The 25,319-nt window shown below is 39.7% G+C and carries 19 protein-coding genes; 7 read left to right on the forward strand and 12 right to left on the reverse strand.

Features of this window, described 5'->3' with window-relative positions; all coding sequences use genetic code 11:
* Positions 1 to 32: 32 nt before the first annotated feature.
* Together DO88_RS14330 and DO88_RS14325 are read right to left on the reverse strand one after the other, a co-directional pair.
* Positions 33 to 3,608: an ABC transporter permease/M1 family aminopeptidase gene (locus DO88_RS14330; protein ID WP_033038267.1), complete on the reverse strand. Its 3,576-nt coding sequence runs from the start codon at positions 3,606 to 3,608 to the stop codon at positions 33 to 35.
* Between the two features lie 11 nt (positions 3,609 to 3,619).
* The gene (locus DO88_RS14325) at positions 3,620 to 4,498 is read right to left on the reverse strand and encodes an ABC transporter ATP-binding protein (protein ID WP_033038269.1); all 879 of its coding nucleotides are present in this window, start codon (positions 4,496 to 4,498) and stop codon (positions 3,620 to 3,622) included.
* A 187-nt stretch (positions 4,499 to 4,685) separates the two neighbouring features.
* Between DO88_RS14325 and DO88_RS14320 the strand changes: the two genes are divergently transcribed.
* Complete coding sequence (locus tag DO88_RS14320; RefSeq protein ID WP_033030949.1) at positions 4,686 to 5,363, forward strand: nitroreductase family protein; 678 nt, start codon at positions 4,686 to 4,688, stop codon at positions 5,361 to 5,363.
* On the opposite strand, the gene DO88_RS14315 is transcribed toward DO88_RS14320, so the two are convergent.
* The gene (locus DO88_RS14315) at positions 5,356 to 5,664 is read right to left on the reverse strand and encodes an ArsR/SmtB family transcription factor (RefSeq protein ID WP_033038271.1); all 309 of its coding nucleotides are present in this window, start codon (positions 5,662 to 5,664) and stop codon (positions 5,356 to 5,358) included. The two genes, DO88_RS14320 and DO88_RS14315, sit on opposite strands and share 8 nt — an antisense overlap.
* A 104-nt stretch (positions 5,665 to 5,768) precedes the next feature.
* Between DO88_RS14315 and DO88_RS14310 the strand changes: the two genes are divergently transcribed.
* Together DO88_RS14310 and DO88_RS14305 are read left to right on the forward strand one after the other, a co-directional pair.
* Positions 5,769 to 5,957, forward strand: coding sequence for a YgaP family membrane protein (locus DO88_RS14310; protein ID WP_033023357.1), 189 nt, complete (start codon positions 5,769 to 5,771; stop codon positions 5,955 to 5,957).
* Positions 5,957 to 6,301 carry a rhodanese-like domain-containing protein gene (locus DO88_RS14305; protein WP_007376450.1) on the forward strand — a complete coding sequence of 115 codons (345 nt, stop codon included), beginning with the start codon at positions 5,957 to 5,959 and terminating at the stop codon, positions 6,299 to 6,301. Before DO88_RS14310 ends, DO88_RS14305 begins: the two co-directional genes overlap by 1 nt.
* Before the next feature lie 21 nt (positions 6,302 to 6,322).
* On the opposite strand, the gene DO88_RS14300 is transcribed toward DO88_RS14305, so the two are convergent.
* Both DO88_RS14300 and DO88_RS14295 read right to left on the reverse strand, forming a co-directional pair.
* Positions 6,323 to 6,718: a DUF1801 domain-containing protein gene (locus DO88_RS14300; RefSeq protein ID WP_033038273.1), complete on the reverse strand. Its 396-nt coding sequence runs from the start codon at positions 6,716 to 6,718 to the stop codon at positions 6,323 to 6,325.
* Between the two features lie 42 nt (positions 6,719 to 6,760).
* The gene (locus DO88_RS14295) at positions 6,761 to 7,306 is read right to left on the reverse strand and encodes a PH domain-containing protein (protein WP_033016345.1); all 546 of its coding nucleotides are present in this window, start codon (positions 7,304 to 7,306) and stop codon (positions 6,761 to 6,763) included.
* Between the two features lie 288 nt (positions 7,307 to 7,594).
* On the opposite strand from DO88_RS14295, the gene DO88_RS14290 reads away from it, so the two are divergent.
* Positions 7,595 to 8,350, forward strand: coding sequence for a MipA/OmpV family protein (locus DO88_RS14290; RefSeq protein ID WP_007376447.1), 756 nt, complete (start codon positions 7,595 to 7,597; stop codon positions 8,348 to 8,350).
* A gap of 47 nt (positions 8,351 to 8,397) precedes the next feature.
* Here the strand turns inward: DO88_RS14290 and DO88_RS14285 are convergent, their stop codons facing one another.
* The 4 genes from DO88_RS14285 to DO88_RS14270 all read right to left on the reverse strand — a co-directional run bounded on the left by DO88_RS14285 (position 8,398) and on the right by DO88_RS14270 (position 17,062).
* Complete coding sequence (locus tag DO88_RS14285; RefSeq protein ID WP_033038274.1) at positions 8,398 to 12,702, reverse strand: alpha-1,6-glucosidase domain-containing protein; 4,305 nt, start codon at positions 12,700 to 12,702, stop codon at positions 8,398 to 8,400.
* Between the two features lie 24 nt (positions 12,703 to 12,726).
* Entirely contained in the window at positions 12,727 to 15,603 is a 2,877-nt protein-coding gene (locus DO88_RS14280) for a TonB-dependent receptor (protein ID WP_033038276.1), read from the reverse strand.
* 171 nt (positions 15,604 to 15,774) lie between these two features.
* The gene (locus DO88_RS14275) at positions 15,775 to 16,392 is read right to left on the reverse strand and encodes a LysE family translocator (protein ID WP_033038279.1); all 618 of its coding nucleotides are present in this window, start codon (positions 16,390 to 16,392) and stop codon (positions 15,775 to 15,777) included.
* Positions 16,393 to 16,654: 262 nt separating this feature from the next.
* The gene (locus tag DO88_RS14270; RefSeq protein WP_033038281.1) at positions 16,655 to 17,062 is read right to left on the reverse strand and encodes a DUF3224 domain-containing protein; all 408 of its coding nucleotides are present in this window, start codon (positions 17,060 to 17,062) and stop codon (positions 16,655 to 16,657) included.
* Positions 17,063 to 17,150: 88 nt separating this feature from the next.
* On the opposite strand from DO88_RS14270, the gene DO88_RS14265 reads away from it, so the two are divergent.
* Positions 17,151 to 18,929 (forward strand): ABC transporter transmembrane domain-containing protein, encoded by a 1,779-nt coding sequence (locus tag DO88_RS14265; RefSeq protein ID WP_033038283.1) that lies wholly within the window; start codon positions 17,151 to 17,153, stop codon positions 18,927 to 18,929.
* Between the two features lie 171 nt (positions 18,930 to 19,100).
* Complete coding sequence (locus DO88_RS14260; RefSeq protein ID WP_033038285.1) at positions 19,101 to 21,053, forward strand: discoidin domain-containing protein; 1,953 nt, start codon at positions 19,101 to 19,103, stop codon at positions 21,051 to 21,053.
* 134 nt (positions 21,054 to 21,187) lie between these two features.
* On the opposite strand, the gene DO88_RS14255 is transcribed toward DO88_RS14260, so the two are convergent.
* Complete coding sequence (locus DO88_RS14255) at positions 21,188 to 21,820, reverse strand: OmpA family protein (RefSeq protein WP_033038287.1); 633 nt, start codon at positions 21,818 to 21,820, stop codon at positions 21,188 to 21,190.
* A 189-nt stretch (positions 21,821 to 22,009) separates the two neighbouring features.
* On the opposite strand from DO88_RS14255, the gene chrA reads away from it, so the two are divergent.
* Positions 22,010 to 23,164, forward strand: coding sequence for a chromate efflux transporter (chrA, locus tag DO88_RS14250; RefSeq protein WP_033038292.1), 1,155 nt, complete (start codon positions 22,010 to 22,012; stop codon positions 23,162 to 23,164).
* Here the strand turns inward: chrA and DO88_RS14245 are convergent.
* Positions 23,121 to 24,380, reverse strand: a complete 1,260-nt coding sequence (locus DO88_RS14245) for a mechanosensitive ion channel family protein (RefSeq protein ID WP_007376437.1) — start codon at positions 24,378 to 24,380, stop codon at positions 23,121 to 23,123. The two genes, chrA and DO88_RS14245, sit on opposite strands and share 44 nt — an antisense overlap.
* On the reverse strand, positions 24,377 to 25,297 hold the full coding sequence (locus DO88_RS14240) for an acetyltransferase (protein ID WP_007376436.1): 921 nt from the start codon (positions 25,295 to 25,297) through the stop codon (positions 24,377 to 24,379). Before DO88_RS14240 ends, DO88_RS14245 begins: the two co-directional genes overlap by 4 nt.
* Positions 25,298 to 25,319: the final 22 nt, after the last annotated feature.

Raw genomic sequence — 25,319 nt, forward strand, 5'->3', positions numbered from 1 at the left:
ACAACTGGCATTTTTTATACTGCACTTAAAAGCTACAGTGCTTTAATATTATCGCCACTTTTCTTGTCAATTAACTTAATAAAAGGATCCACACCTGCAAATTTAGGTAATTCAGTTACCTTTAGTATAATGGTATTTACACCCGTTTTTATCTCGTGCTTTTGCATATAGATCACAGCACTTTCACTATGTATCTCATTCGGATCTGCGCTAAATAAAGCAACATCTATCATTTGCGCTAGCGGTACATCTTCTTCACTACCTTCGCCATCGGCATGTTTTTTCGCTGCAGCAATAGTCAATGTAATGATATGTTCCCCATCAGCAGATTCAGCCTCTTGCACATCAACATCACTGATTTTTAAATCATACAACGTAATGGCATTAAATTGATCTTCAATGAATGCTTGTTCTTGCTCACTCGCTCCTCGCTTTAGATAGGCAATAAAGTCTAACGTGGTTGGGTAAAACTCTTGCGCATATTGGTAATCTCGCAAAAACGCTCGCAAAGCGGCATTTACGCGCTGCTCACCTAACAAATCATGTATGGCCATCATTACCACGGCACCTTTGTTATAGTGGATATACTGCTGCCCTGCGGCGCGTGCAAGTGTACGTTCCTCATAAAGCTCTGTCGTGCGTCCTAATAAGTAACGATCAAGTTCATACTTTAAGAATTTACGAAGGTTGTTTTCACCATACTTTTCTTTCATCACCATGATAGCTGCATATTGCGATAGCATTTCAGATAAAATATTAGAGCCTTCGACATTCGCGCCAATCACTTGGTGCGCCCACCACTGGTGCGCCAATTCATGCGATGTTACATAGTAAGGAAAATTAATATTATCTGGGTCACGTGTATCTGTAATAAACCCCATATTTTCAGAATACGGTACTGTATTAGCAAAACTTTGCGCAAAACTACGATAGCGAGGAAACTCAATAATACGCATTTGCTTATGCTGATAAGGACCAAACTCTTTAGAGAAGTAATCTAAAGAATCTTTAGTCGACTGAATCATTGCATCTACATTCCAAGCATGATCTTTATGATGGTACACTTCAATGTTTACGCCATGATGCTGCTCTTTTTTCACCTCAAGCTCCATTGAGAGTAAAGTGTAAAAGTGCAACATAGGTGCATCCATTTCGTATACAAACGTGGTTCGGCCATTTTTAGTACTTTGTGATTGCAAGTAACCTGGAACCATCGCAATTTGCGACTCATCAGTGGAAATTGTGGCAGCAAAACTTACATAGTTATCTGCAAACAAAGGTTGATTATGATACTGCGTTTCTTCAATTTTATTGCCGCGTTTTAACTCTGGCAAACCCCTTTGACGACGCTCACTTTTATCTTGTATTTGCTTACCAAAGGAATAACCAAAACTCGGGAACAGTGCCGTGTTGTCAATAAAAGTACCGTTATACACAAGTCGCTCATCGCTTCCTCTATCTTCAAACCCTTCGGTATAACGCTCTACGCTCATTGTAATTTCGCGGCTTTCGTTTGGTTGCATGGGTTTAGTAAAATCTAACCAAGCATGACGATACTGCTCGTTTAACTCCCCAAGTTGCGCGCCATCCACCTCAACACTCCATTTATGAGTATTATCAGGCTTATTTACTAATACTCGCGTAATCGGTTGTTGCGATTTATTCTCTATCTGCATTATCACGGTAGCTGTAATACGACGTTCTTGAGGGTAGATATCAGCAGTAACAACAACATCCGTTGGAATAGGTAAAGCCGCATCTACAAACTGACCGAACTCACGCTCATACTGCTCTAGTAAGTCTTCATACTGTTCACTGGTTATAAATTGATTGAGAACCGTTGTGTTGTAGTAAATAAAACTTCCTACACCACCAAAAATAAGGGCACCACATACAATAACCGCTTTACCTGAATTGCCTAGCTGATAGCCTAACAACTGAACGCGTGCTTTTAAATTTTGCCCAGCTCCACGAGGCCAAAGCGCATAGCTAAGTGCAGCAATGATCATACTAAAACCTAGCCAGTATAAATTATACCAATGCACCGCAGTTAAAAAGTGGCCATAACCATTAATATCTGAATAAGGCGCCTCTGGTGTCCGACCTATTACAAACATATTATGCTCAAAACCATAGTTACTCATCACCAAAGTAGCGATAAAATACAGCACATATAATCCCATACCTACGTATTTATTTGGGCTAATTACTTGTAGTAAAAAGGCAAAACCACCTTGAAAGATAAGCCCGAGTACAAATAAATAACCGAGTCTAATTACATATTGTGCAATATCAAAGTTCGCCATGCCCATCATCATTTGATAAAACAATGTCACCACGGAGCCAAATGCGCATAACAATAATAAAACAGCACTCAGCGCTACATATTTAGAGCCCCAGAACACCCAATTCGCAACAGGGTACGCATCGATAATGTCGGCCATTCTAGATTCACGATCATGCCATACAAGTTCACCACAATAGTAAACAAGTACTATCATCATCAATATGCCAAAGCTACCTTGAATAAGCTCAACCATTCTAAATGTGACTGGCCAAACATCAGTTCCGTATGGACCCATTGAGCCTACCAACGCTGGAATTAATGTCGCTAAAGATAAAATAAGTAAAATACCAAACGAATAGCTTTTTATAACTTGTTTGACTTCAAAAACAGTACGCGTTAAAAATTGCGACCACGCATTATTTCCCGTCGCTTTTGCCGTTATATTAAACTTAAGTGCAGCTGCAAAATTAGTATTATTATTTTTACTCGCCTTGCCTTTCACTTTTTGCTTTTGAGCCAAATGATGAGATGTATTGAGTGCTGCAATTGCCAATGCTAGTAAGGCAACACCGACCCAAATTAACCTATTATGTAATAACTGATCAGTTAACGTAATTTCCATTACATTACGCTCTGCTATTGTCCAGTATTCCATCTGCATTCTCATTGCCGACATACCAAACATATCCAGGTAAGCTGAGATTTCACGATATTGGATATCAGAGAAAATATTAGATCCAACCAAATAGCTAATAAGTAGGGCAACAGCAACTAGATAGAGCGTTACCATGCTACGAAAGCGCATTGCCACAGCATTAATGAGCGATGAGACAACAAACAAAGAAGGAGCTGCAATATAAAAGAAAGGCACTAAATAATAACTTAGTTGGTTTTCACCTATCATTTCACTGTCTAACCAACCCATTAAGCTACCAAAACCACTGCCAACCCACACACCCAACATAGTGCTTGAAAACACTAATAGCGTGACTAAATAAGCCCCGATGAATCTCCCAGCTTTATACTGAACTATGTTCAGTGGCTTGCTCAAAACTAATTCATTGAGTTTACTCACGTCATCACGAATAGCTGAGCTTCCAACAAAGTTGACCACTAAAAAAATAGCAAACACCGACATAATCGCAATAACTTGCAAAATTGCGTAAGGAGAATTTATATTTACATTGCTGCTTCCCCCTATTTGCACCGAGTCAGAAACCGATGCCATAAAAGTAAGAAAAAACAAAATAAGTGACGTGATATAGAAAGAGGGCTGACGCATAAAATAGCGCAGCTCAAATTGCATCATTTTAAACAACATAATCAGTATCCTTATGCTGCTTTATTGCGGTGTTGGTGCAATGTTGAAAAATAGACGTCTTCTAAATCAGCAGGCTTAGACTCAAACCCTTCTGGCGCATCGTCAGCAAACACACTGAGTAATGTTTTGCCTGCAAACAAACGCTTCGCTATTACCGGTAATGATTGTTCGAGTTCCAAAGCCTCGGCTTGACTCATTGCTTTGTGCCAAATTTTTCCCTGCAGCGTGTCAGTCAACTCAATTGGGTTGCCTTCAAGTAAAATTTGGCCACTTGCTAACACGGCCATATTTGGGCAAAGCTCAGACACATCTTCAACTATATGCGTTGATAAAATCACCACTTTACTTTCGCCTAAACCGACCAATAAGTTATGAAAGCGATTGCGCTCTTCAGGATCTAGACCTGCTGTTGGCTCATCTACAATGAGTAAATCAGGGTCGCCTAATAAAGCTTGTGCAATACCAAAACGTTGGCGCATACCGCCCGAGAAACCACTCACCGCATTTTTTCGATGATCATATAAATTAGTTTGCGCTAACAACCCTTCAACGGCCTCTTTACGTTCAGCCTTATTACTTAAACCTTTTAAAATAGCCATATGATCAAGTAAATCATAAGCACTAACACGCTGATAAACACCAAAATCTTGCGGTAAATAACCTAAACGCTCACGCAAGCTTTTAGGGTGTGTTAACACATCAATACCATCAAATACAACGCTGCCACTATCGGCTGATTGCAGTGTAGCGATCGTTCGCATTAATGAAGATTTACCCGCACCATTAGGACCCAGTAAACCAAACATCCCTTTAGGGATATTTAAATCAACACCTTGTAGTGCATGTACGCCGTTATCGTAGGTTTTTGATAACCCTGTTATTGATAGCATTTTTACTTCCTTGAATATAAGTAATTATTTTTATAATGTTTTATACCACAAGAAAAATAGGAACATAAGCTACTTGCTGGTCAAATTTGTAACAACAAATAAACATAATTTAAACTCATAACACTTGCCTGTACTGTATTCACTCGGTATAAAAACCACATATACTTTATATAAGAAGCGAAAAGCCATGCAAGATCACCAAAGCCAGCCATTAAACGACTTTATAGAATACCCACACGACGAAATGCTAAATCGCGCTAACGAGTTTTTAACCACTAGCCAACGCCGCCATAGCATTCGCAGCTTTAGCGATCGCCCAGTACCAAAAAATATTATTGAAGCATGTATAAAAGCAGCGGGCACAGCACCAAGTGGAGCGAATCATCAGCCTTGGCATTTTGTGGCTATAAACAGCAGTGATGTAAAAAAACAAATAAGGGATGCCGCCGAAAAACTAGAGCGTTCTTTTTACGAAGGCAGAGCAGGTGAAGAGTGGTTAGATGCGCTAAAACCGTTAGGTACCGACGCCAATAAGCCTTATTTAGAGCATGCACCTTGGCTTATAGCTGTATTTAGTCAAAAAAAGGGGGGCGTAAGCACCGATGATAAAAATACTAATTACTACGTACACGAATCGGTTGGTCTAGCTACCGGCTTTTTAATTCAGGCTTTGCATCGCAGTGGTTTGGCAACCCTTACTCATACTCCAAAGCCAATGAGTTTTTTAACCGACATATGTGGCCGCGATAGGGATAACGAACGCCCATACATGCTACTTATTGCAGGTTACCCAAGTGATGATGCAACAATACCTGCTCATGCACTGGATAAAAAATCTATTGATGAAATAGCTACTTTTATTTAGTGTTTTCTGCTTGGCAAAACCACTCATATAGCAAAGTAATGATCGACTCAACTTTTGGGTCGGTCAATGAGTAATAAATAGTGTGTCCATCTCGGCGGGTCATAACCATATCCGCCTTGCGTAAACTGGCTAAATGTTGAGATAGTGCAGATTGAGCCAAGGGCACATTTTTATTTAATTCACCAACACTTTGCTCACCTTGTAGCAAACTGCATAAAATCATTAAACGATTTTTATTAGCCATTAATTTTAAAAACTGTTCGGCTTGTTCTGCATTCACAGCGAGTTGTTCAATATTCATTTAATCACATCATTTATAAATATGCTTTTAAGTATAGACTTTTACATTAGATAACTCTAATATAAATTAACATTAGGTATTACTAATATAAAATTGAGATTATAATGAAAATAAGCGATGCGATACTTTTAATCGGCGGTAGTGCAGTAACAATATCAGTACTTTTAAGCTATTTTGTACATAGTAATTTCCAGTTTCTAACATTATTCATAGGTATTAACTTAGTGCAGTCAGCTTTCACAAAGTGGTGCCCATTAATGTCTTTTTTACGCAAAAGAGGATTCACAGACTAATGCTTACTTCAATTCCTGACTTACTAAAAGTTATCACACCTAACCAGCGGCGTATTGACGCAGCGCAAGCAAAAATAGAGCTCGAACAAAATAAAGGCCTACTTATTGATGTGCGAGAACCCGCAGAGCACGCTACAAAAGCCGCTATAGGAGCAATAAACATTCCGCGTGGGTTACTCGAAATGAAATTAATGGAAATAGAAAAAGATGCTGCACGGCCAATATACTTACACTGTGCAAGTGGTGCTCGCGCAACATTGGGAGCAGAAGCGTTAACGCGTGTTGGTTATGAAAACGTTAGCGTTATTACCTGTGATGCAAATCAAATTTGTAGCGTATTTTAAGCATCAACTAAGTACTTATAATTATGCGCCTAACAAAGGTAGGCGTTTAACTTTGTGATAAGTCAGTGCTAATTTAATACACTCTTTAACTGGGTGTTCTGGTAATGGCTTTTCACTATTTAATACAATTGCCCGGTTACCTTCAAAAGTGAGACTGTGGGAATACAACTCTCTAAATGTGCTGACTAGCTTTGATTGGCAATGAAAAAACAAATAACACGATGAGCCCTTAAAGCCTATGCGAATGGGGCTGCCATTTATTACGTTATAACTTGGCTCTCCCCACTTTAAAGACTCTTCAACAGCTCCTAAGTTTTGCTCTTGTGCTACGGTATAAATTAACTCTCGTAATTTTATAAGCTTACTTTTTGCTATCTCAGGATAATTATTAAATATATTTTTTATATCCATATTCATAAAAATATCCTTGTAAGCGCTCTACCTATACTTAAAGATAAATTACTTTTGTTGTTTTTCATCAAGTAAAACAAGTAGCATTTGTTCTATATTTTTTACACTATAAGTCAGCGCTCTTAGTAGCTCTTTCTCACTTTGCTCTGTCGACTGCTGCGACGTTTTACCTTGATTAGCCAATACATCTTTTTGTTCAAGTATCGCCTCTCTAAACTCACTCGCATTAACTACACCGAGCAAAGATACTAAAGCGCCGTGTCCTGATTGCCCTGCCGTTTCAAAACTTAAACGATATAACCCAAAGAGCCGCATTAACGGGCCTTGGCTCAACCCAACATCAGTTATTTTTTCAAGCGGTATCGACTTTTCCTCTTTAAATAATACCCCACGTTTAACTACTAGCTTTTGTGGTAATAGTTCAGCAGACATCGCAGCTAATATTCGCCCAGCCGCCAACCACACTATAAATAAAATCAAAGGGATGAGTGGAATAGTAACCAATGCTAAAAAACTAATGAGTGATGCAGTAACCATCCAGTATTGTTTTACTTTGAAATCGAATGATGCACTTTTTAAAATAATTTCAGCCATAATCATATTATTTCTAATCACCATAAAAATTCAAAGTACTCCATTACAAAATTGAATGCAATTTCATCAAATATAAAAATATAAAGTTATTCTAAAAATATGTTACTTATATTTCGTAATACATATAAAAAATTGCAATCCAAAAAACCACTAAACACTTTACTTCAGCTGCTTACATATATTTAAAATTTCACACACTAACTTACAACTCAAAATACTTATAACCGTTACACTCACTGCGTCAAACCAATAACAAATCTTATAACTACATTAATAGCGAAGGTAATCATGAATATTTATGTGAAAAAGAGTTTGCAACTGTTACTTAGCACATTAGCCTTATCAAGCCTAATGGCTCAAGCGCAAGATAAATCTCCGTGGTCGGTTGGTGCTGGGCTTATTTCAACTGAATCTCCCTATGCGGGCACAGATAATAGAACATTGCTCTTACCTATGATCAACTATGAAGGTGAAAAATTAACCTTTAGAGGCTTTGCACTCGATTACAAATTAGTTGAAAATAAGGGGTTTAATTGGTCAGTAATACTGGAACCCGGTCAATTTTTTGATTCGTCTGATTCTGATCTCGCCGAGATTAAAGCACTCGACGATCGCAAAATATCTCTCTATGCAGGTTCTAAAGTAAGTTATACCACAGGGTATGGTAGTTTAAGTGCCAGTGCGTCACACGATATATTGGGCCATGGCGATGGCGCAAAATTAAAAGCTCGCTATAGCTACCCATTCAAACTTTCTAAACAAATTATGTTAATACCTTCATTTGGAGTTGAGCTAAGCAGTAGCAAAGTATCAAATTATTATTACGGTGTTACAAAGGGCGAATCAAACACTTTTGATGCATACGAATTAGGCTCTACAGTGAATTATAATGCCGGTATGCTACTCAGCTACCAGCTTAATAAAAAATGGAATGTGAGTGCTATGATTAACTACACACAACTAGACTCTGATATTGAAGACTCGCCAATTATAGATACGTCGAGTATCTCAACTGCCATGATGTCGGTTAGCTATCAGTTCTAATTTAAAACATAGAAGCCGAGCATATAGTAATGCTCGGCCTCTAAATGCTATTGTTGATTAATTATTACCTTTATATTATTTCTATCAGGGCCAATAACGCTAAATGTATAATTACCCTGCTCAGCAACGCTCAAAGCTATATTAGTACCCACCGCTTCCAGTAAAGTCAGTTCACCTATATTTACAATTGGGGATTCACCTACACCACCGTAATCAACGGTACTCCAATCCTCAGAAGCCACTTTAAACTCATAATCACCCGCTTCTAAAGCTAATGACGTTGTATAAGTAGCATTACCCTGATAAATAAGTGGGTTATCCGTACTCCATTCATTTAAATTGCCTCGAATAAATACTTGCGTATCAGCAAACATTTCCGCATTTAAAATGATTAATGTAACGGCGCTTAAATCGCTCGCATCCAATACAAATTGATATTCGCCATCATTAGCAATATCTATAGTCATATTTGCGCCACCAAGTGCTAATAGTTTAGCTTTGCCTATAGTTGCACTAATATCGCTATCAGCAGAGCCATAATCAACCGAACTCCAGTCTTCAGAGGCAACTTTAAATTCGTAACTCCCTGCAGCGAGAGTATTAGTAAAAGTATAAATACCCTTTCCTTTGTAAATCAGTTCGTCTGTGACTCCCCAATTATTTAATGTACCTCGCACAAAAATGGCATTACCAACAAATGGCTCTTCGTTATAAATTTTAAGTGTTGGGCTCTCCTTATCGCTAGCATCAAATACAAACACATAAGTGGCATCAATAGCGGCAGTAAAAGTCATGTTAGACCCACTAGCTGTTAGGGGCTCACTTTGACTTTCAATTACTTCTTTATCGGCATCTGATAGCGCACCAAAATCGACAGTAGACCAATCTTCTGAGGCTATTTTAAATTCATAGTCACCCGCACTAAGCGTAACAGCTAAGCGGTACTCTCCATTACCAACATATTCAAGTACATCACGAGTACCCCAATCATTTAACGAGCCGCGCACATAAACGGCAGTACTTGCAAAAGGTACTACATCGGGGGCGCCTACCGTTGCATTAGCACTTAACCCTACACCTTGGCCATCGTCTTGCGGCTTAACAAATACCGCCATTGTGTATGCTGGTACGTTAAAGCTACCTTCACCATCTCCTTGAGTAAAAGAAGCTGCAGCCATCATTGGATCAACACTATCTTTAAGTATACTGTGTAACTCAAAGCCATTCGCCGTTGGTATGCTATGAGTAAGCAACTGCTCGGTGCTATTAATAACCACAACGAGCGCATCGTTGTTTGCATCAATGTCGGTTAATCCTTCGCCATCATCAATACTCATAACAATTAAGCCATGTTGCTGGTTTTTGCCCACATTATGAAAACCAACACGTTCTATTACATCTTGCTCTGTGGTTAATCTAAATAATGGGCTAGCACTGCGAATAGCTAAAAACTCTTGAAAAACACCACCAGCATAAGCAATATTTTGCGGTTGTGCAGCAGCTTGAGGGTTACCCGAAATAGGCATTATTTCAGACCATTTCTCTTGGTTTTTCTCAGCATTAGGTAAGCCAATATTCCAATTATTATTTTGCTTAGTTAAATCAACTGCATTAAACCAATCTCCGGCATTGTAACTATCACGATCCATTGACTTTGAACGCAGTAAATCAGCGCCCAGTTGCATAAATGGTATGCCTTGGCTTACAAGCGGCATAGCGAGCGCCATATTGTGAGCACGTACACGCTCTTCAATATTCATACTAGCAGCATGTTTATATTGTAATTGATCCCATAGCGTTTCGTTGTCATGTTTAGAGACGTAGTTAATGCTATCGGCAGGGTCAAGTGCATATGCTGTTGGCTGAGTATTCCACGTAAAGCTATTGCCCTTGGCTGAATTACCTTTAAAGTCTTTTAGAATATAATTTTGTAAATTCCCAGCAAGCGATAAACGCAATGTATCTTGCTCAGCTAAATTGCCATCGGTTGGGTTATTGCTAAACAATGCTCCACCTCGAATAGCCTCGCGGATACGGTCGTTAAAGGTACCCACCTCTGAACCCGCCATATCGGCTTGTTTTGCTTGCGTAAATAAACGGTTATTAGCTACTTCACCAAAGTCCCAACCTTCGCCATAAAAATAGTTATCTGCATCGATTGCTTGAACCGCTTCACGCGCTGCTAAAATAGATGACTTAGGCATATGCCCCATCACATCAAAGCGAAAACTATCATAACCAAAGTCACGGGCTAAAATCACTAATGAATCAGTGACAAACTTATCCATCATGACATGCTCAGTGGCGGTGTTTTCACAACATGTTGATTGCTCAATGCCACCACTCACTTCGTTGTACCTGTGATAATAGCCGGGTACTAATTTATCAAATACCGACTTATCCCAAATACCTGATGCTGTTGTATGGTTATAAACAACATCCAGCACGACTCTTAATCCAATTTCGTGTAACGACTGCACCATAGCGCGCGTTTCAACTACGCGAGCAATACCCTCAGCCGTTGAGGCATAAGACCCTTCAGGGGCAATAAAATGATGCGGATCGTAACCCCAGTTAAAACCATCTAGGTCACGCATAGCACTGGCAAGTGCTTGGGCATCGTCAGAGCCTGGTAAATAACTTTGCAGCAACTGGACAATAGTGCTGTTCTTGTCTTCTGTTTTACAAGCGTCTGCTTCATCATTTATACGTTCACATAACTTACCTAACGTATCGGTTATTTCAACTCGCTCTGCGGCATTTTCTTCAATAGTGCCAATGTCTGTCACTGGTAGTAAATGAAAGTGAGTTAAACCCTTATCAGCCAACTGCTTAAGATGCTGCATTGGCACGCTTTCGCGCTCTGTAAATGCAAGGTATTTACCGCGATTTGGTGCACTAACACTGGTATCGCGCACACTAAAGTCACGTACATGCCCTTCATAAATAATCGCATCTTCTGGATTGGTAACGGTCGGTATACTGCGTTCATCCCAGCCCTGTGGTTTGGTGTCATCGTCATTTAGGTTGATTAGCTGCGAATACAAACCATTGCTTGATACATTGAGTGAATAGGGGTCTGTACTCCATAAACTTTCAATCGCTTTAGTGATTGGGTGATATACATCAAACGCAAAACGGTAGTAATGGCGATCGTATTTAGTATCTAAGCTGATAGACCAAATGCCAGTATTACTATCAAATAGCATTGCACTGCTATGCACTTGTGCTTTATCGGCATCAAACACATTAAGTATCATATTATTGGCCGTAGGTGCCCATACTGATACATCAATTGCATTGTTATTGTAATTAACGCCTAGTAGCGCCTCGTTAGCATCATTTTCATTTTGCGTATAAAGCGCATCTAGTGCTTTTGCTGTTTGAACGTAACTTGCTTCAAGAAGTTTGCCATCAACATCAAAACCCGCCACTAGCAGTTGTTGTTTAATTAATTGCTTAGCGGCCTCTGCATCCCAGTTACCTTGATAAGCGGTCCAATCACTCAAGTGCGGTACTTTTAGTGCTTGCTCATCGGTTAAGTTGGTTTGTATCAACTCAATGCTTTGACCATTTAATCCAGTCTCTTCATCAACCTTTAAATCTGCGCTTGCAGAGCTATATAATTTAATGATTTGACTCAGTTCATTACTCGGTTTGTATAATACTGTATTTAAATCTATCCAATGTGCAGAAGCCCCTGCAATAGCAACCGGACGCTCACCTAAATTTAAAATAGGAAACTCAAAAACAGACGGCTCACCATGTAAAGTAAAGTTCATACGCTGAAATTTTTCGTCGTCTTGCATTAATGGCATTGTTAAATCAACATCACCAAATGCCTTACCATCACCTTCTGTGCCTATATGAATAATAAAATTAGCGCACTCGTTGTAATCGGCTTTGAGCTTTATAATCCAATAAGCACCATAATTCGGATCTATCCCATCATGCACATGGCCGTTTTCCCAATCGCTCGTATCAAAAGGCGGTGCAAAAGCATCGCACACATCGTTATTCCACGAATGCAATCGGTAACCTTCATAGTTAGCGTCTGTTACGCGGTTATAAAATAAAATTGCCTCATTATCGCCAGGAAATACAACAGGATCAGGTAACGTTGGATCAGCGCCAACAATACAGCTTTCATTTTTTTCGTCGGGAACCGTTGGCGCTGCGCATTCAATCGACTCAGGATCGACACACTGTGTGCCAGTTTCGTTTGGTACTTGAGGTACATTACAAGTGAGTAACACTTGCCCCGATTTCACATCATCACCACTGCCACATCCAACTAATAGCATTAAGTTTAAGGCGACTAAGAAGTAACTATATTTTTTAATTTTTTTCATTTTTAAACGCTCCAACTTGCTAAATTAATGACTATAAGTAAAACCAAGATAAAGCTGACGACCAAAGTACTGAGTCGTACCGGTGCGTTGCTTTGTGCCAAAGTAGCTTTGGGTCGGTTCGTCTGTCAGGTTATTAACTTGCAAAAGCATTGTGAGGGAATCAGTAAGTTTGTATGACGTTTGAAAATCTATCACCGTTTCAGAGTCAAAATTAACAACTTGTTCGTTGATAGCGACTTGCTCAGATACAAATTCATCACGATAACGTGCATTTAAACGTGTTTCGAAGTTGTTATTTGAATAAAACAAAGTCGCGTTAACTACATTATTTGAAAGCCCAGGTAAAGATTGCGATACGGTATCGCCTCCTAAACTGGTAATAGACGAGATTTCGCTCTCGGTGTAAGAGTAACTACCGTTGATCCCTAACCCATTAAATGGCTCGGGTAAAAACGTAAATACATGGGTATAAGCTAACTCTAACCCTCTAATATAACCGCCCTTGCCATTGTTAACGGCGGTGGTGTAAATCCCATTGGTTGTGGCAACTTGTTCACCACTTATTGGGTCTTCAATAAAATCAGGTACGTTAAAACCATTGCCTTTAAAGTCGAAGTTTTCGATTGATAAGGTTTCAACAAACGAGTCTATGTTTTTATAAAATAGGGCTGCGGCTACAGACCCGTTACTCTCTTCAAAATAATATTCGTAAGATAAGTCATATTGGTCAGCATAAAATGGCTTTAAAAATGGGTTGTTATTGCTCGAACCATTAATGACCCCATCATCACTTACGTTAGCACTGGCATCACCGGCAAGGCGGTTTATTGGTGCTCGCGACATCACTTTAGCGGCAGCAAACCGCAATTGAGAATTGTCATTCAATTGCAGGTTTAAATTAAGTGATGGTAAATAATCGGTGTACTTTGTCCCTAGTACATTGGGTGCATAAAGGTCGTTAATAATCCCGTTTTCGTCGACAATATTTTGTGCTCCCAAGCGGGCATCACCATTTATGTTTTCAAGTACGGTTGCCGACTGGTCTGTCTCAATTCGACGTACACCCACGTTACCTAACAACGCTAAACCAGCAACTTCAGTATTTATATTCACCATCACGTAAGCGGCCAATACATCTTCAAACACTGAACCACTTTGCAATAATGTCCAGGAGTAATTACTAGTATATCCTTGGGCGTCATCAACACCGTCTGCATTACCCCATGTTTGCACTGGTTGTGGTGTACCATCTGGAAACCATGCGTTTAGCGCTTTGTCTAAATCAATGGCTAAATAAGAGGGAAAATAACTAAACTCACCTTGCCAATCAACAATTGAGGTCATCTCGTCTGTTAAACGCATTGGAGGCTGTGTTGATGAAAATGCGCCATCATTTCCGTATTCAAATACCGAACGCTTACGGCTATATTCTCTATCAGAATAGCGTGCACCAAACTCAACAGAGCTAAATATATCGTTTTCTAATTCGTATTTAAAGTCGAGCCTAAATGCGGTTACTTCATCTTCGGTTTGATCCGGGTAAATACCGTATTTACTAACCATAACGCGGTTTATATCGCTAAATGCAGCGGCTTGATTAAAGCCAACATCGGGTAAACTTAGGCCATTTAATTGATAGTTAATCGCAACGTTCGTATCAAACACAGGGGCCTCTGCGTTGGCATCTTCAGCTACTAAGCTCCATAACAAACCATTTCTAAAGTTACTTTTAGCGCGTGATAATGACACGTCTGCATTAACGCTTAAACGATCATTCACTTGCCAATCAGCGTTAACACCAAAGCTATCTACTTCGTCAAAGTCTTGGTTATCATCATTTACTATTTCAACGCGAGTATAGCTTTGTGAAGTTCGATTTACGGCAGCGCCAATAACTGTATTTCCATCAAGCTGAGGATTTGCATATGCTGCAGAAGGGCCACCTAACTTCACCCTAAAACCACGAGCAAATGACTTTTTATCAAATCGAGATAAAAACGCATCCCCTTTAAGTCTAAAGTTATCAACAGGTGCCCACTCTATTGCGGCTAAATAACCATTTCGAGTTTCTTCTCCACCTGAGTGCTGTAGTTCAAAGCCTTCACTTATGTATTCGTTTGCTGGATTTTGCGTTGGCCCATTAGTGTCGTTAGCGAGCCCATCAACATCTTTAGTATCATTGTAAGCAAGGCCAATAAACTGAGTTGCGACGCTTGGCTGAAATAATCGCGCATAACCAAGTGCTACGCCAAGTGTGTCATCGAGGTATTTACCTTGATATGAAAAACTAATCCGGTCGCCAAACTCCGTTGCATCAAATACCTCTGACGCACGGTCGTTATACATGCCTCGCACATTGGCTACAAATTTATGCTGTTGTGAATTATTTAATGGGCTCGCTGTTTCAAGTTCAACAGTGCCCGCTACACCGCCTTCAATTAAGGATGCTTTGGGTGATTTATATACCGCAGCAGAACTAATAAGTTCAGAAGGGTATTGGTCAAACTCAATACTACGACTACCACTGGTCGATACTTGCTCGCGACCATTTAATGTCGAAAAAACAAAGCCGCCCGAAAGCCCACGGATGTTAATTTGTGCAGCTTGGCCGCCGGTTCTTACCGCCGATATACCAGGTAAACGCGTCAGTGCATCAGCCATTGATATATCAGGTAAAGCACCTAAGTCATCCGCTGATATTTGCTCCGATACCGTATCGCTAAAGCGCTTTTGATTCAAAGACTGTATTAAGCTGCGGCTAAAGCCGCTCACTTCAATTACTTCTAAGTCTGCTTGAACTTTTTCAGGTTTACTTTCGTCCTTAGTTTGGCTTTCATTCGCTATTGCGCTATTTGCAGCAAATAATGCCAGCATTAGCGCGCTTAATTTGAATTTTTTCATGTGTGCGTACCTTTTAGTTATTGTTATTCGTTATGTCAGTCAGTGCAGTTAAAACATAACCAACAAAGTGTAACTAAAAGGTAATCAAATTGTGATGAATACGTATGCATCATAGAGGGCTTTGGCTGTAGCTATTTTGTACAAATAATTCAGCAACAACCAATTATAAAACTACAAACCAATTACCACCCTTATGGCTAGGGCAATAAACACAACACCCAGTATTTTGTCTAACCACGGGTTTTGCTTAGTAAAACCAAAACGATTTTTAGACACCTCAGTTAGCACTGCAACTAATAAATACCAACCAGTATCAATTACAAACACGGTTAAGCACATAATAATACCAATGCTTAAAGTGAGGTTTTGCGGATCTATAAATTGTGAGAACAACGCTAAAAAGAAAATCGCGAGTTTAGGATTTAAAAAAGCAATCGCGAATCCATCTTGTAGCGCTTTACTCGCACTTACTTCACTCTTTTGTACTTGCAGCTCGTTATTACTTGGTTTTGCTAGCAGTACTTTTAAACCTAAATAGGCTAAATACGCAGCGCCTAAATACACCAATATTTGGTATAGTGTTGGAAATTGAGCCATTAATGCTCCTAAGCCAAGTAATGAGGCAGCAGCATAAAGCCCAACGCCAATACCATGACTGAGCACGGCAAGTATACCGTTTTTCATGCCACCACTAAGCGTGTGCTTTAACACCACCGCAAGGCTTGGCCCTGGCGACATCGCGCCCATCATGCATACCAATGCTAAACTCAACCAAACAGATAAAGCCATTTATGTTCCTTATAACTTATGGTTTTCAATAGCTAATCCGCATACGTACTTACCTATGCTTTTTTATTTAACCTGAACTCTGGTTAAGAGATTTACTAACGTATTGAATCATAATGATATTTAAATTTATTTTCTCTAGCCAGAGATTTTCAGTGAAAACAAGGCGAATTTACGCGTCAATAGCGGGCCTATTGCAAGTAAATTCAACGCAGTTAGCGCTGAAAATAGCTGCTCAAGATAGATTTATTATCCAGAATTGAGGTTATTTACTATCGAAAGTGTATTCAAAGTCATAGTAATGAATACCTTGCTCTATACGAATTTTCATACTGCCGCTTAAGCCTTCAAGTTCGCCAGTGCCTGAATCGGGAATTACATTTAAAATTAGGCTGTCTTGGCCTTTATCCATAGTGCCAAAATGCTGTAATACAAAACTGCCTTTTTTGCCGTCAAGCTCACCTAACACTTGCTCTATGGCAACATAACCGGCACTGCCTTGCGTAGGCGTCATGGCGCTAAGCATTTCGCCTTGGCTGGTGGCATTTAAGCTACCTTTAAATGTTTTATCTATCGACATGCGTCCTAAGTTAATGCCTTGCTGCCCTTTGGCATAACCTTCAATGGGCGCTAAAGTGACTGTAAATTCACCGTTTATTATATTTGTAGTCATAACGAATCCTTATTGATGATATTTAATACTATTGATTTTTAATTCGATGATGCCATATCTATACCTTAACCTTCAAAAAGAATCCACTATGTCAAAAGAAACATCTATAGCCGAAAAAGCTGCGTTTAGCAGTTTATTACCTGTTTTTGCGTTTATTAAACCGTACAAATGGATGGTAGTAGCCGCCCTAGCTGCGTTATTAGTTACCGCAGGCGTTAACTTGTCATTAGGGCAAGGTGTTAAATTTGTTATTGATCATGGCTTTATTGCAGGATCAAAGGCCCAATTACAGCAGGCCGTATTAGTACTTATTGGTTTAATCAGCTTATTAGCAGTAGGCACTTTTAGCCGTTTTTATTTAATGTCGTGGATTGGCGAACGAGTAAGTAACGATATTCGAAAAGCCGTGTTTAATCGTATTGTAACGCTGCACCCTAGTTACTTTGAAGAAAACCGCAGTGGCGAATTAATGTCGCGCTTAACAACCGACACCACTTTATTGCAGTCAATCATTGGCTCGTCATTTTCCATGGCACTGCGCAGCGCACTGATGTTGGTAGGTGGTTTAGCCATGTTGTTATTCACTAATTTAAAGCTCACTTTAGTGGTAGTTGCCTGTGTGCCGCTGGTGTTAGTGCCAATGATGGTGTTTGGCCGTAAAGTACGCAAACTTGCCAGCTCCAGCCAAGATGCGATTGCCGATATCAGCACTTATGCAGGAGAGATCATTCAAAATATTAAAGTAGTGCAAAGTTATAGTCATGAACAACGTGAGCAAGCCGCATTTGCCGTTGAAACCGAAAAAGCCTTTAAGGTTGCGAAAAGCCGTATTAAACAACGTTCATTTTTAATTGCAGCGGTGATATTTTTAACCTTTAGCGCCATTAGTGTGATGCTGTGGGTCGGTGGTAGTGATGTACTGGCAGGGACTATGAGTGGTGGTGAGTTAGGTGCATTTGTGTTTTATGCCATTATGGTGGCAATGTCGGTAGCAACGGTGGCCGAGGTCTATGGCGAGCTGCAACGCGCGGCGGGTGCTGCAGCAAGACTACTTGAATTACTCGCGGTAAAAAGCGAAATAGTTAACCCAGTACAACATCTTGATGACCAGTTACACAACAATACTGATTTAGCCGCCATAGAGCTCAGTAGTGTTACCTTTAACTACCCGTCTCGCCCTGATGTTAGTGCACTTAAAAATGTATCACTCAGTATTCAACAAGGGCAAACCGTGGCGATTGTAGGCCCTTCTGGTGCTGGTAAAACCACGTTATTTGAATTACTACAACGTTTTTACGACCCTGCCACTGGCGCTATAAAATTCCATGGCATTGATATAAAAGATCTATCACTGAATATGCTACGAAACAGCATGGGCATGGTGGCACAAAACCCGATATTGTTTAGCTCTGATGTGATGCATAACATTCGTTATGGCAACCCAGATGCAACCGATGAACAAGTATATGCCGCAGCCAAACACGCTCATGCCGATGAGTTTATTGCGCAACTACCTAATGGTTATGAAAGCTTTTTAGGTGAGCAAGGAGTGCGTTTATCTGGCGGGCAAAAGCAACGCATTGTGCTTGCGCGAGCAATCTTAAAAGATCCTGAAATACTACTGCTTGATGAAGCAACCAGCGCCCTTGATGCACAAAGTGAGCATCATGTGCAAGCCGCGCTGGAGCACTTAATGCAAAACAGAACCACCTTGATCATTGCTCATCGCCTCGCCACAGTAAAACATGCAGATATGATTGTAGTGATGGAACAAGGAGAGATAATCGCAACAGGGACTCACCAACAATTGCTAGCGAGTAATCCGCTTTATCAAAAATTATGTGAATTGCAGTTTAATCGAGATTAACAGGCTACAGAAGGCGAGTTTTGAAAGATAAGCTGACAACTCATCACTAGGCGCTTGCAAAAAAAAAGTGGCAACAAGTAAGGATGTAGTTGTAGTATCTGAAACTTTTCATTTATTTACTAACAAAAATGGTTAATACTATTATAACCTTACAAAATAAAATAAAGTTTTATGTTAAAATTTATATTTTCCTTATTATTAATATTATTTTTACCACAATCTAAAGCGTTTACTTTAATTGAAAATGTGACCATTTCGAACGAGCGGATAACAATCCCTATAAATGGTTATAATGATCCTTTAATATTTGCTTCTGTACCGACTTACAATGATATAGAGCCCGGTGTAATTTCAATATCAAATGTCACTACAAATAGCTTTGATGTTCAATTCAAAGAATGGCCATATTTGGATGGAATTCATGGCGAAGAATTTGTGTCTTTTCTTGTAATTGAAAAAGGGCGTCATCACCTTGAAGATGGAAGTATTTGGGAGGCAGGAAAATTTTCATTGAAAACAAATTCCTCCCACATCTTTTTTAATGAGAGTTTTTTTCATATTCCTGGAGTGTTCCTAAGCGGCCAAACTCAAAATAATTCAGATGCATATGCCTTAAGAGCCTCAAGTGTATCTAGGCAAACTTTCGGGGTTAGTCTTAACAAGCAAGAGTCAAGTACTGCACATTTTGAAGAGGAAATAGCCTATCTTGCAATATACAAAGACTCAAATGCTGGAAACACTGATGAGGGACTAGGATATAATTTAGTACAAGAAGCTATTAATGAGTTTGGCTTTCAAACAAGAAATGGCAATTTATTTTTACAAGAAGAACAATCCAAAGACACAGAAACTAATCACCTTCTTGAAGTTGTTAGTCTTTTAACCCTTAAAAATAAGTTATTTGGGCAAGATAATACTAACTATGGTAAAGACACAATATCTTTACGAGTTGACTCATCGAGCACAATTAAATTTATTCCAGGTGAAACTACTGGCCAGTTTGGCAATATTGCTTTAATTGGTACTAATGATTTGACTGAAACTTCATATTCGGCTAGCCACAGCTATGCTCTAGATAGTCCATCAGGCGCATTTGATGGTTACAACTCCTCAATCAAAGTGAATACAGACACCATTTTACCAAAAATAAAACGCGGAATTTGGCTTTCAACTATAGTTCAGGAACATTGGTTACAAGTGGCATTTAAAAATCGCGCTTATATCACATCATTTAGAGTTATGTTGTATAGCGGCGCATCTGATCCAGGTATGGGAGTTAAAGATGTTACCCTTCAAGTTTCCGATGACAACATAAACTTTCTAGATCACGAATCTTTTAATATACCAAAAACCCTTGACAATATTATTGAACTTTCAACACCAGCTATTGGGAGATATATTAGGCTCAAAATAAATACTACTCACGGCCACAGCTACAGAGCAATAGGTGAATTAGAGTATTATGGTGGCTTTGTAGCTACAAGCACTACAGAACAGCCGGAACCAGAACCTCCATTAAGTAACGCTGTGACATGTGAAACTATAAAACAAGAAAACCCTCAAGCTCAATCTGGTATTTATGAAATCGATCCTGATGGTGATAATGGAATTACACCATTTTATGCTCAATGTGAAATGGACCACCTCGGCGGTGGTTGGACTTTAATAGCTCATCATAAAGACGGATTGGACGATATTGCAATAGCCTCGCCACTAACAGCTAATGAATTAGGTGTGATTTCAAATACTCATTGGCATGCAATAAAAAGCAGTATGACAACTGGTATGATGTTTATTGATGAATATGGGAATGTTTCTAAGCTAAGTAAGAGCAAGCTTGATAATGCTAATTGTGTATCACCAAACGAAGTTACAGATTTAAGTCATCCTCCTCTCGCTTTTGATACTGCTGTAATATGGCAAGATGAAACTTCTGGCTGTAGTTTATCTGGCCTTGATTACTCATTTGTCAGCTTAAGTATAGAATCAACTAGCCGAGGTGATAACTACACTAGCATCGGCGCAGCACTTTACCAAAACAGTATAAAGTTTGATATTTGGCCATATTTTAACAGTCAATATAGTGGTGCAGAACAAGATTCTTTATTTTACTATGTCAAATAAGCAAACAATGATCTGCAGAAGTAATCGTAATGCCTAAGGTACACTCCTTAATTTTGTGAAGTTCACATGCTTGCAGTGAAACTAAGTTCAGTTTCGTTGCAAACATGTGTATGCACCCCACAATAAAACTGCAGTTAACCTTCGGTATTTGGTACGATTTGAATTTCTACGCGGCGGTTTTGAGCACGACCATTTGCACTTTCATTAGTCGCAATTGGACGAGTTTCGCCATAGCCTTTAGTGCTAACTCGTGCAGCCATAATTTGTTGATTCACTAAGTAGTCTTTTACACTTTGTGCACGCTCGCGCGACAAGTTCATGTTGTAGCTATCTTTACCTGTGCTATCAGTATGCCCTTCAACACTAAGGTAGGTTTTTTCGTACTTATTCATAACGTTAGCAATCGCATTTAACGTGTCGTTAAAACCTGATGAAATATACGATTGATCCGTCGCAAAGGTAATATTTGATGGCATAACCAAACGTAAGTTGTCGCCTTCACGCACAACTTCAACGCCCGAACCCGCTAGCTCATCACGAAATGCTTCTTCTTGTTTATCCATGTAGTCGCCAACAGCTGCGCCCGCAAGTGCCCCAATTGCTGCACCAATAAAAAAGCGTTTATCTTTATGGTTACTCGTAGCTTTACCTAATACGCCACCTGCAGCAGCGCCAATTGCTGCGCCTTTACCTGCGTTATTCATTTCACAACCAGAAAGCAATACAGCTAATACAGTTGCGCTTAAAAGTGATTTTGTTAAAGTCATGATGTTACCTATTCAATAAGAATTTAGCAGGAGTATGCAAATACACGTATGAACAAACTATGAAGAGAGTGTTAAAAGCAGCGCATCTTGCTTGATTGTTAAACAGACCTCAAACTAATGTGCCATTTTAATAAAAATGTCATACTCCCTTGTGACAATTTAATGAATTTCACAAAGGATATGAGCGCAATGTTAATTGCTATTTTTAGACAATTTTTTTTACTAGGGTGCATGAGCTTTGGCGGCCCAGCTGCGCATTTGGGTTACTTTAAGCGCCACTTTGTAGATACATTAAATTGGCTAACTAGTGCCCGTTACGCGCAGCTTATTAGTTTAAGCCAAGCACTGCCAGGGCCTGGCTCTAGCCAAGTTAGTTTTGCGATTGGTGTTGAGCGGGCTGGGGTACTTGGTGGTATAGCTGCTTTTTTAGGCTTTACTCTGCCTTCGTTTTTAATAATGGTGCTGCTTGCGGTTAGTGCCCATCAGTTTGATGCTGTTTACTTTGCTATTATTGCAGGCCTAAAGTTATTTGCCGTTGTTATAGTCGCTGATGCAACACTTAGTATGGCTAAAAGCTTTTGTACAAGTGCTGCGCTTAAGTTACTTGCGGTAATGAGTACACTTGCTTTGGTGTTATTTCCAATGATGGGAACTCAAATAGCAATTTTAATCACCGCTGCCACAATAGGTGCTATATGGCCTTTATTAAAACTTGGCACAGTAGCAAAAGATGTTAGCAGTACAAAAAGTAATATTAATTGGATTGCACTGGGGTTATTTGCGCTCTTACTTGGTGTTAGCTTTATTCCACTAGGGCATGAGTTTGCTTTGTTTACCCCTTTTTACCAAGCGGGTGCAATGGTGTTTGGCGGCGGACACGTAGTACTGCCGGTACTTCAAGCTGGCGTACCAGCATTGAGTGGTGATCAGTTTTTAAGTGCTTACGCGAGCGCGCAGGCAGTGCCCGGGCCTATGTTTACTATTGCTACTTACTTAGGCGCACAACTTACTACTGAGCAACCTCTAGTGGGTGGCCTTATAGCTACACTGCTTATATTTATGCCTGGTTTTTTACTTATACTGGCGTTTCAGAAGAGTTGGATTAATTTGGCAAGTAAGCCACGTTTTGCAAGCTCAATAGCGGCGCTTAATGCCGCGGTAGTCGGTTTTTTAGCGGCCGCATTGTATTCGCCAATTTGGACATCGGCTGTGCATAACTTTTGGCAAGTTGCGTTAGTAATAATTACATTTGCATGGCTGCGATTTAAAAAGCCACCTATTTGGTGGCTCTTAGCTTTATTTATTGCTGTGGGTCTTTTACAACACTATTTGCCATCACTCTAAATGTTGGCTTATCTGTTTGTTGCTCGTTAGGTGGGCTTAATTGTCCACTTACACTTTGATACGCTCTAAGCCCAAACACGGGTAATACCGCAAGTAAATGATCCATTATTTCGGCTTGTAAATGCTCGTACGAAATCCAGCGCTTATCTTCACTAAAGCAATAAAACTCAATAGGCAAACCATGGTTTAATGGTTGCAGCTCCCGTACCATTAACGTAAGCGACGTATTAATTTTACTGTGCTGCTTTAAATAGCCTTCGGCATAGCGACGAAACAGCCCTAAATTAGAAACTTGCGCAGGTAGTGTCGTTACTCGGATATAGTCATGTAGCGGAATAGCCGCATCAATTTGCTTTCTAAACTCATCACTTACTAAACAAATACTGTGCATATCTATATTAAGTGAACGTTTAATACGCCTACCGCCCGACTCTTGCATCCCGCGCCAGTTTTTAAACGAGCCCGCCACCAACATATAAGTTGGAATAGTTGTTATGGTGTTATCCCAGTTACGTACTTTTACTGTGTTTAAACCCAAATCAATCACTTCGCCATCGGCGCCGTAGTTTTCTACTTGGATCCAATCACCATACGTTACTAAACGATTTGCAGCTATTTGAATGCTCGCTACAAAGCCTAATATGGTGTCTTTAAATACTAATAATGTAACCGCAGCAATAGCACCAAAACCAGAGAGAATATAAGTGGGTGACTTCTCAAGAAAAATGCTCACAATTAAAATTGCACACACAATAAAGGTGATTAGTTTAACAACCTGAATTAAGCCCTGAATAGGTACTTCACGAGCAAATTCAAGTTGGTTATAAATAGCGCCAGCAATACTCACTATGCTGCTTATAATAAAGCCGACGTAGATAATTAATAAAGCCTGCCCCACCGTTTTTAATATTTCGGCGGCCAATTCGTTAACCGGATAAACACTGTCGAAGGTCGCTAAAAATAAAACACAACAAAGCAACCCTGCAATACGTTTGTTGAGCTTGGTTAACATTGGAGAAAGTGCACCAATCCGCTCGGGAGAAAGCTTAGTTACTATTTTTTGAATGCCTGGCAACATTAAACGACGCGTAAATAAATACAGTACTAATAGAGAACATACGCCAATCGCAGTAGCTGTAATTGAGCTCAGGAAATCTGCATCGGGCACTTTATCAAACCAAGGAGTAATTAACTCCTGCAGGTGGGTGTTGGTCATAGTGTTTCAATTTCCTTACTGATTTGTGGTTCAGGTAAATCTTGTTGAGCATAAATATCGGCAAGCTGCTGATCTTTGGCAACCCATAGCTCATTCACATAATGTTGAAAATTAACTTTAAATACGTCATCGCTTTGATAGCTGCCCTGCATATTGTCATTAATGGGCATTACGTTTATTGAAACATAAATAGAATCTAACTCACCTTTCAACAAGTTACGGCAAACATGATCTGTTTTGCCGCTATATACTAAACTTGTATTAAGCATGGCATCAAATTGATCGGCTAATACTTCAAGCGCAAAAGCAATGCCGCCCGCTTTAGGTTTTAATAAATGCTTAAAAGGACTTTGTTGCAGATTATGTTTGGCTGGCGTATAGCGTGTACCTTCAACAAAATTAATGATGGTAGTAGGATGATGACGGAAATTACGACAGCTATGTTTAGTTCGCTCTACATCAAGCCCTTTGAGTTTAGGGTTTTTAGCAAGCTGCGCTTTGCTTACCCGTTTCATAAACGGCATACCCATAGCCCACGCACCAGTGCCAATAAAAGGAACGTATTTTAATTCATCTTTTAAAAAGAACTTAGGGGCAGGCAAAGCATGTAATGAGCTAAGTACGGTTATATCTAACCAACTCGCGTGATTACAAATAAGTAAATACCAACGTTTTGAGTTTAAGTCGCCACTTATATCAACCACAATATTAGGGCAACCTAACCAAAGCCCTAAACGATTGCCGTTACACCAACCACGATAAGCGCTGTGCAATATAGAATTAACAATAGGTAGAGGAAGCAATAACTTAATAAGACCCAGCATTAATACCAGCGAGCCAAAAAGTATGACATTAGAAAACAACACGCAGCCTACAATTAAGCCGTTAAGCCAATTTGGTAACCACTTTTTTAGCATAACTGTAAGCTCATATTTTTTA

The organism is Pseudoalteromonas sp. S3431, from assembly GCF_000690035.1.
Lineage (GTDB): Bacteria > Pseudomonadota > Gammaproteobacteria > Enterobacterales > Alteromonadaceae > Pseudoalteromonas > Pseudoalteromonas fuliginea.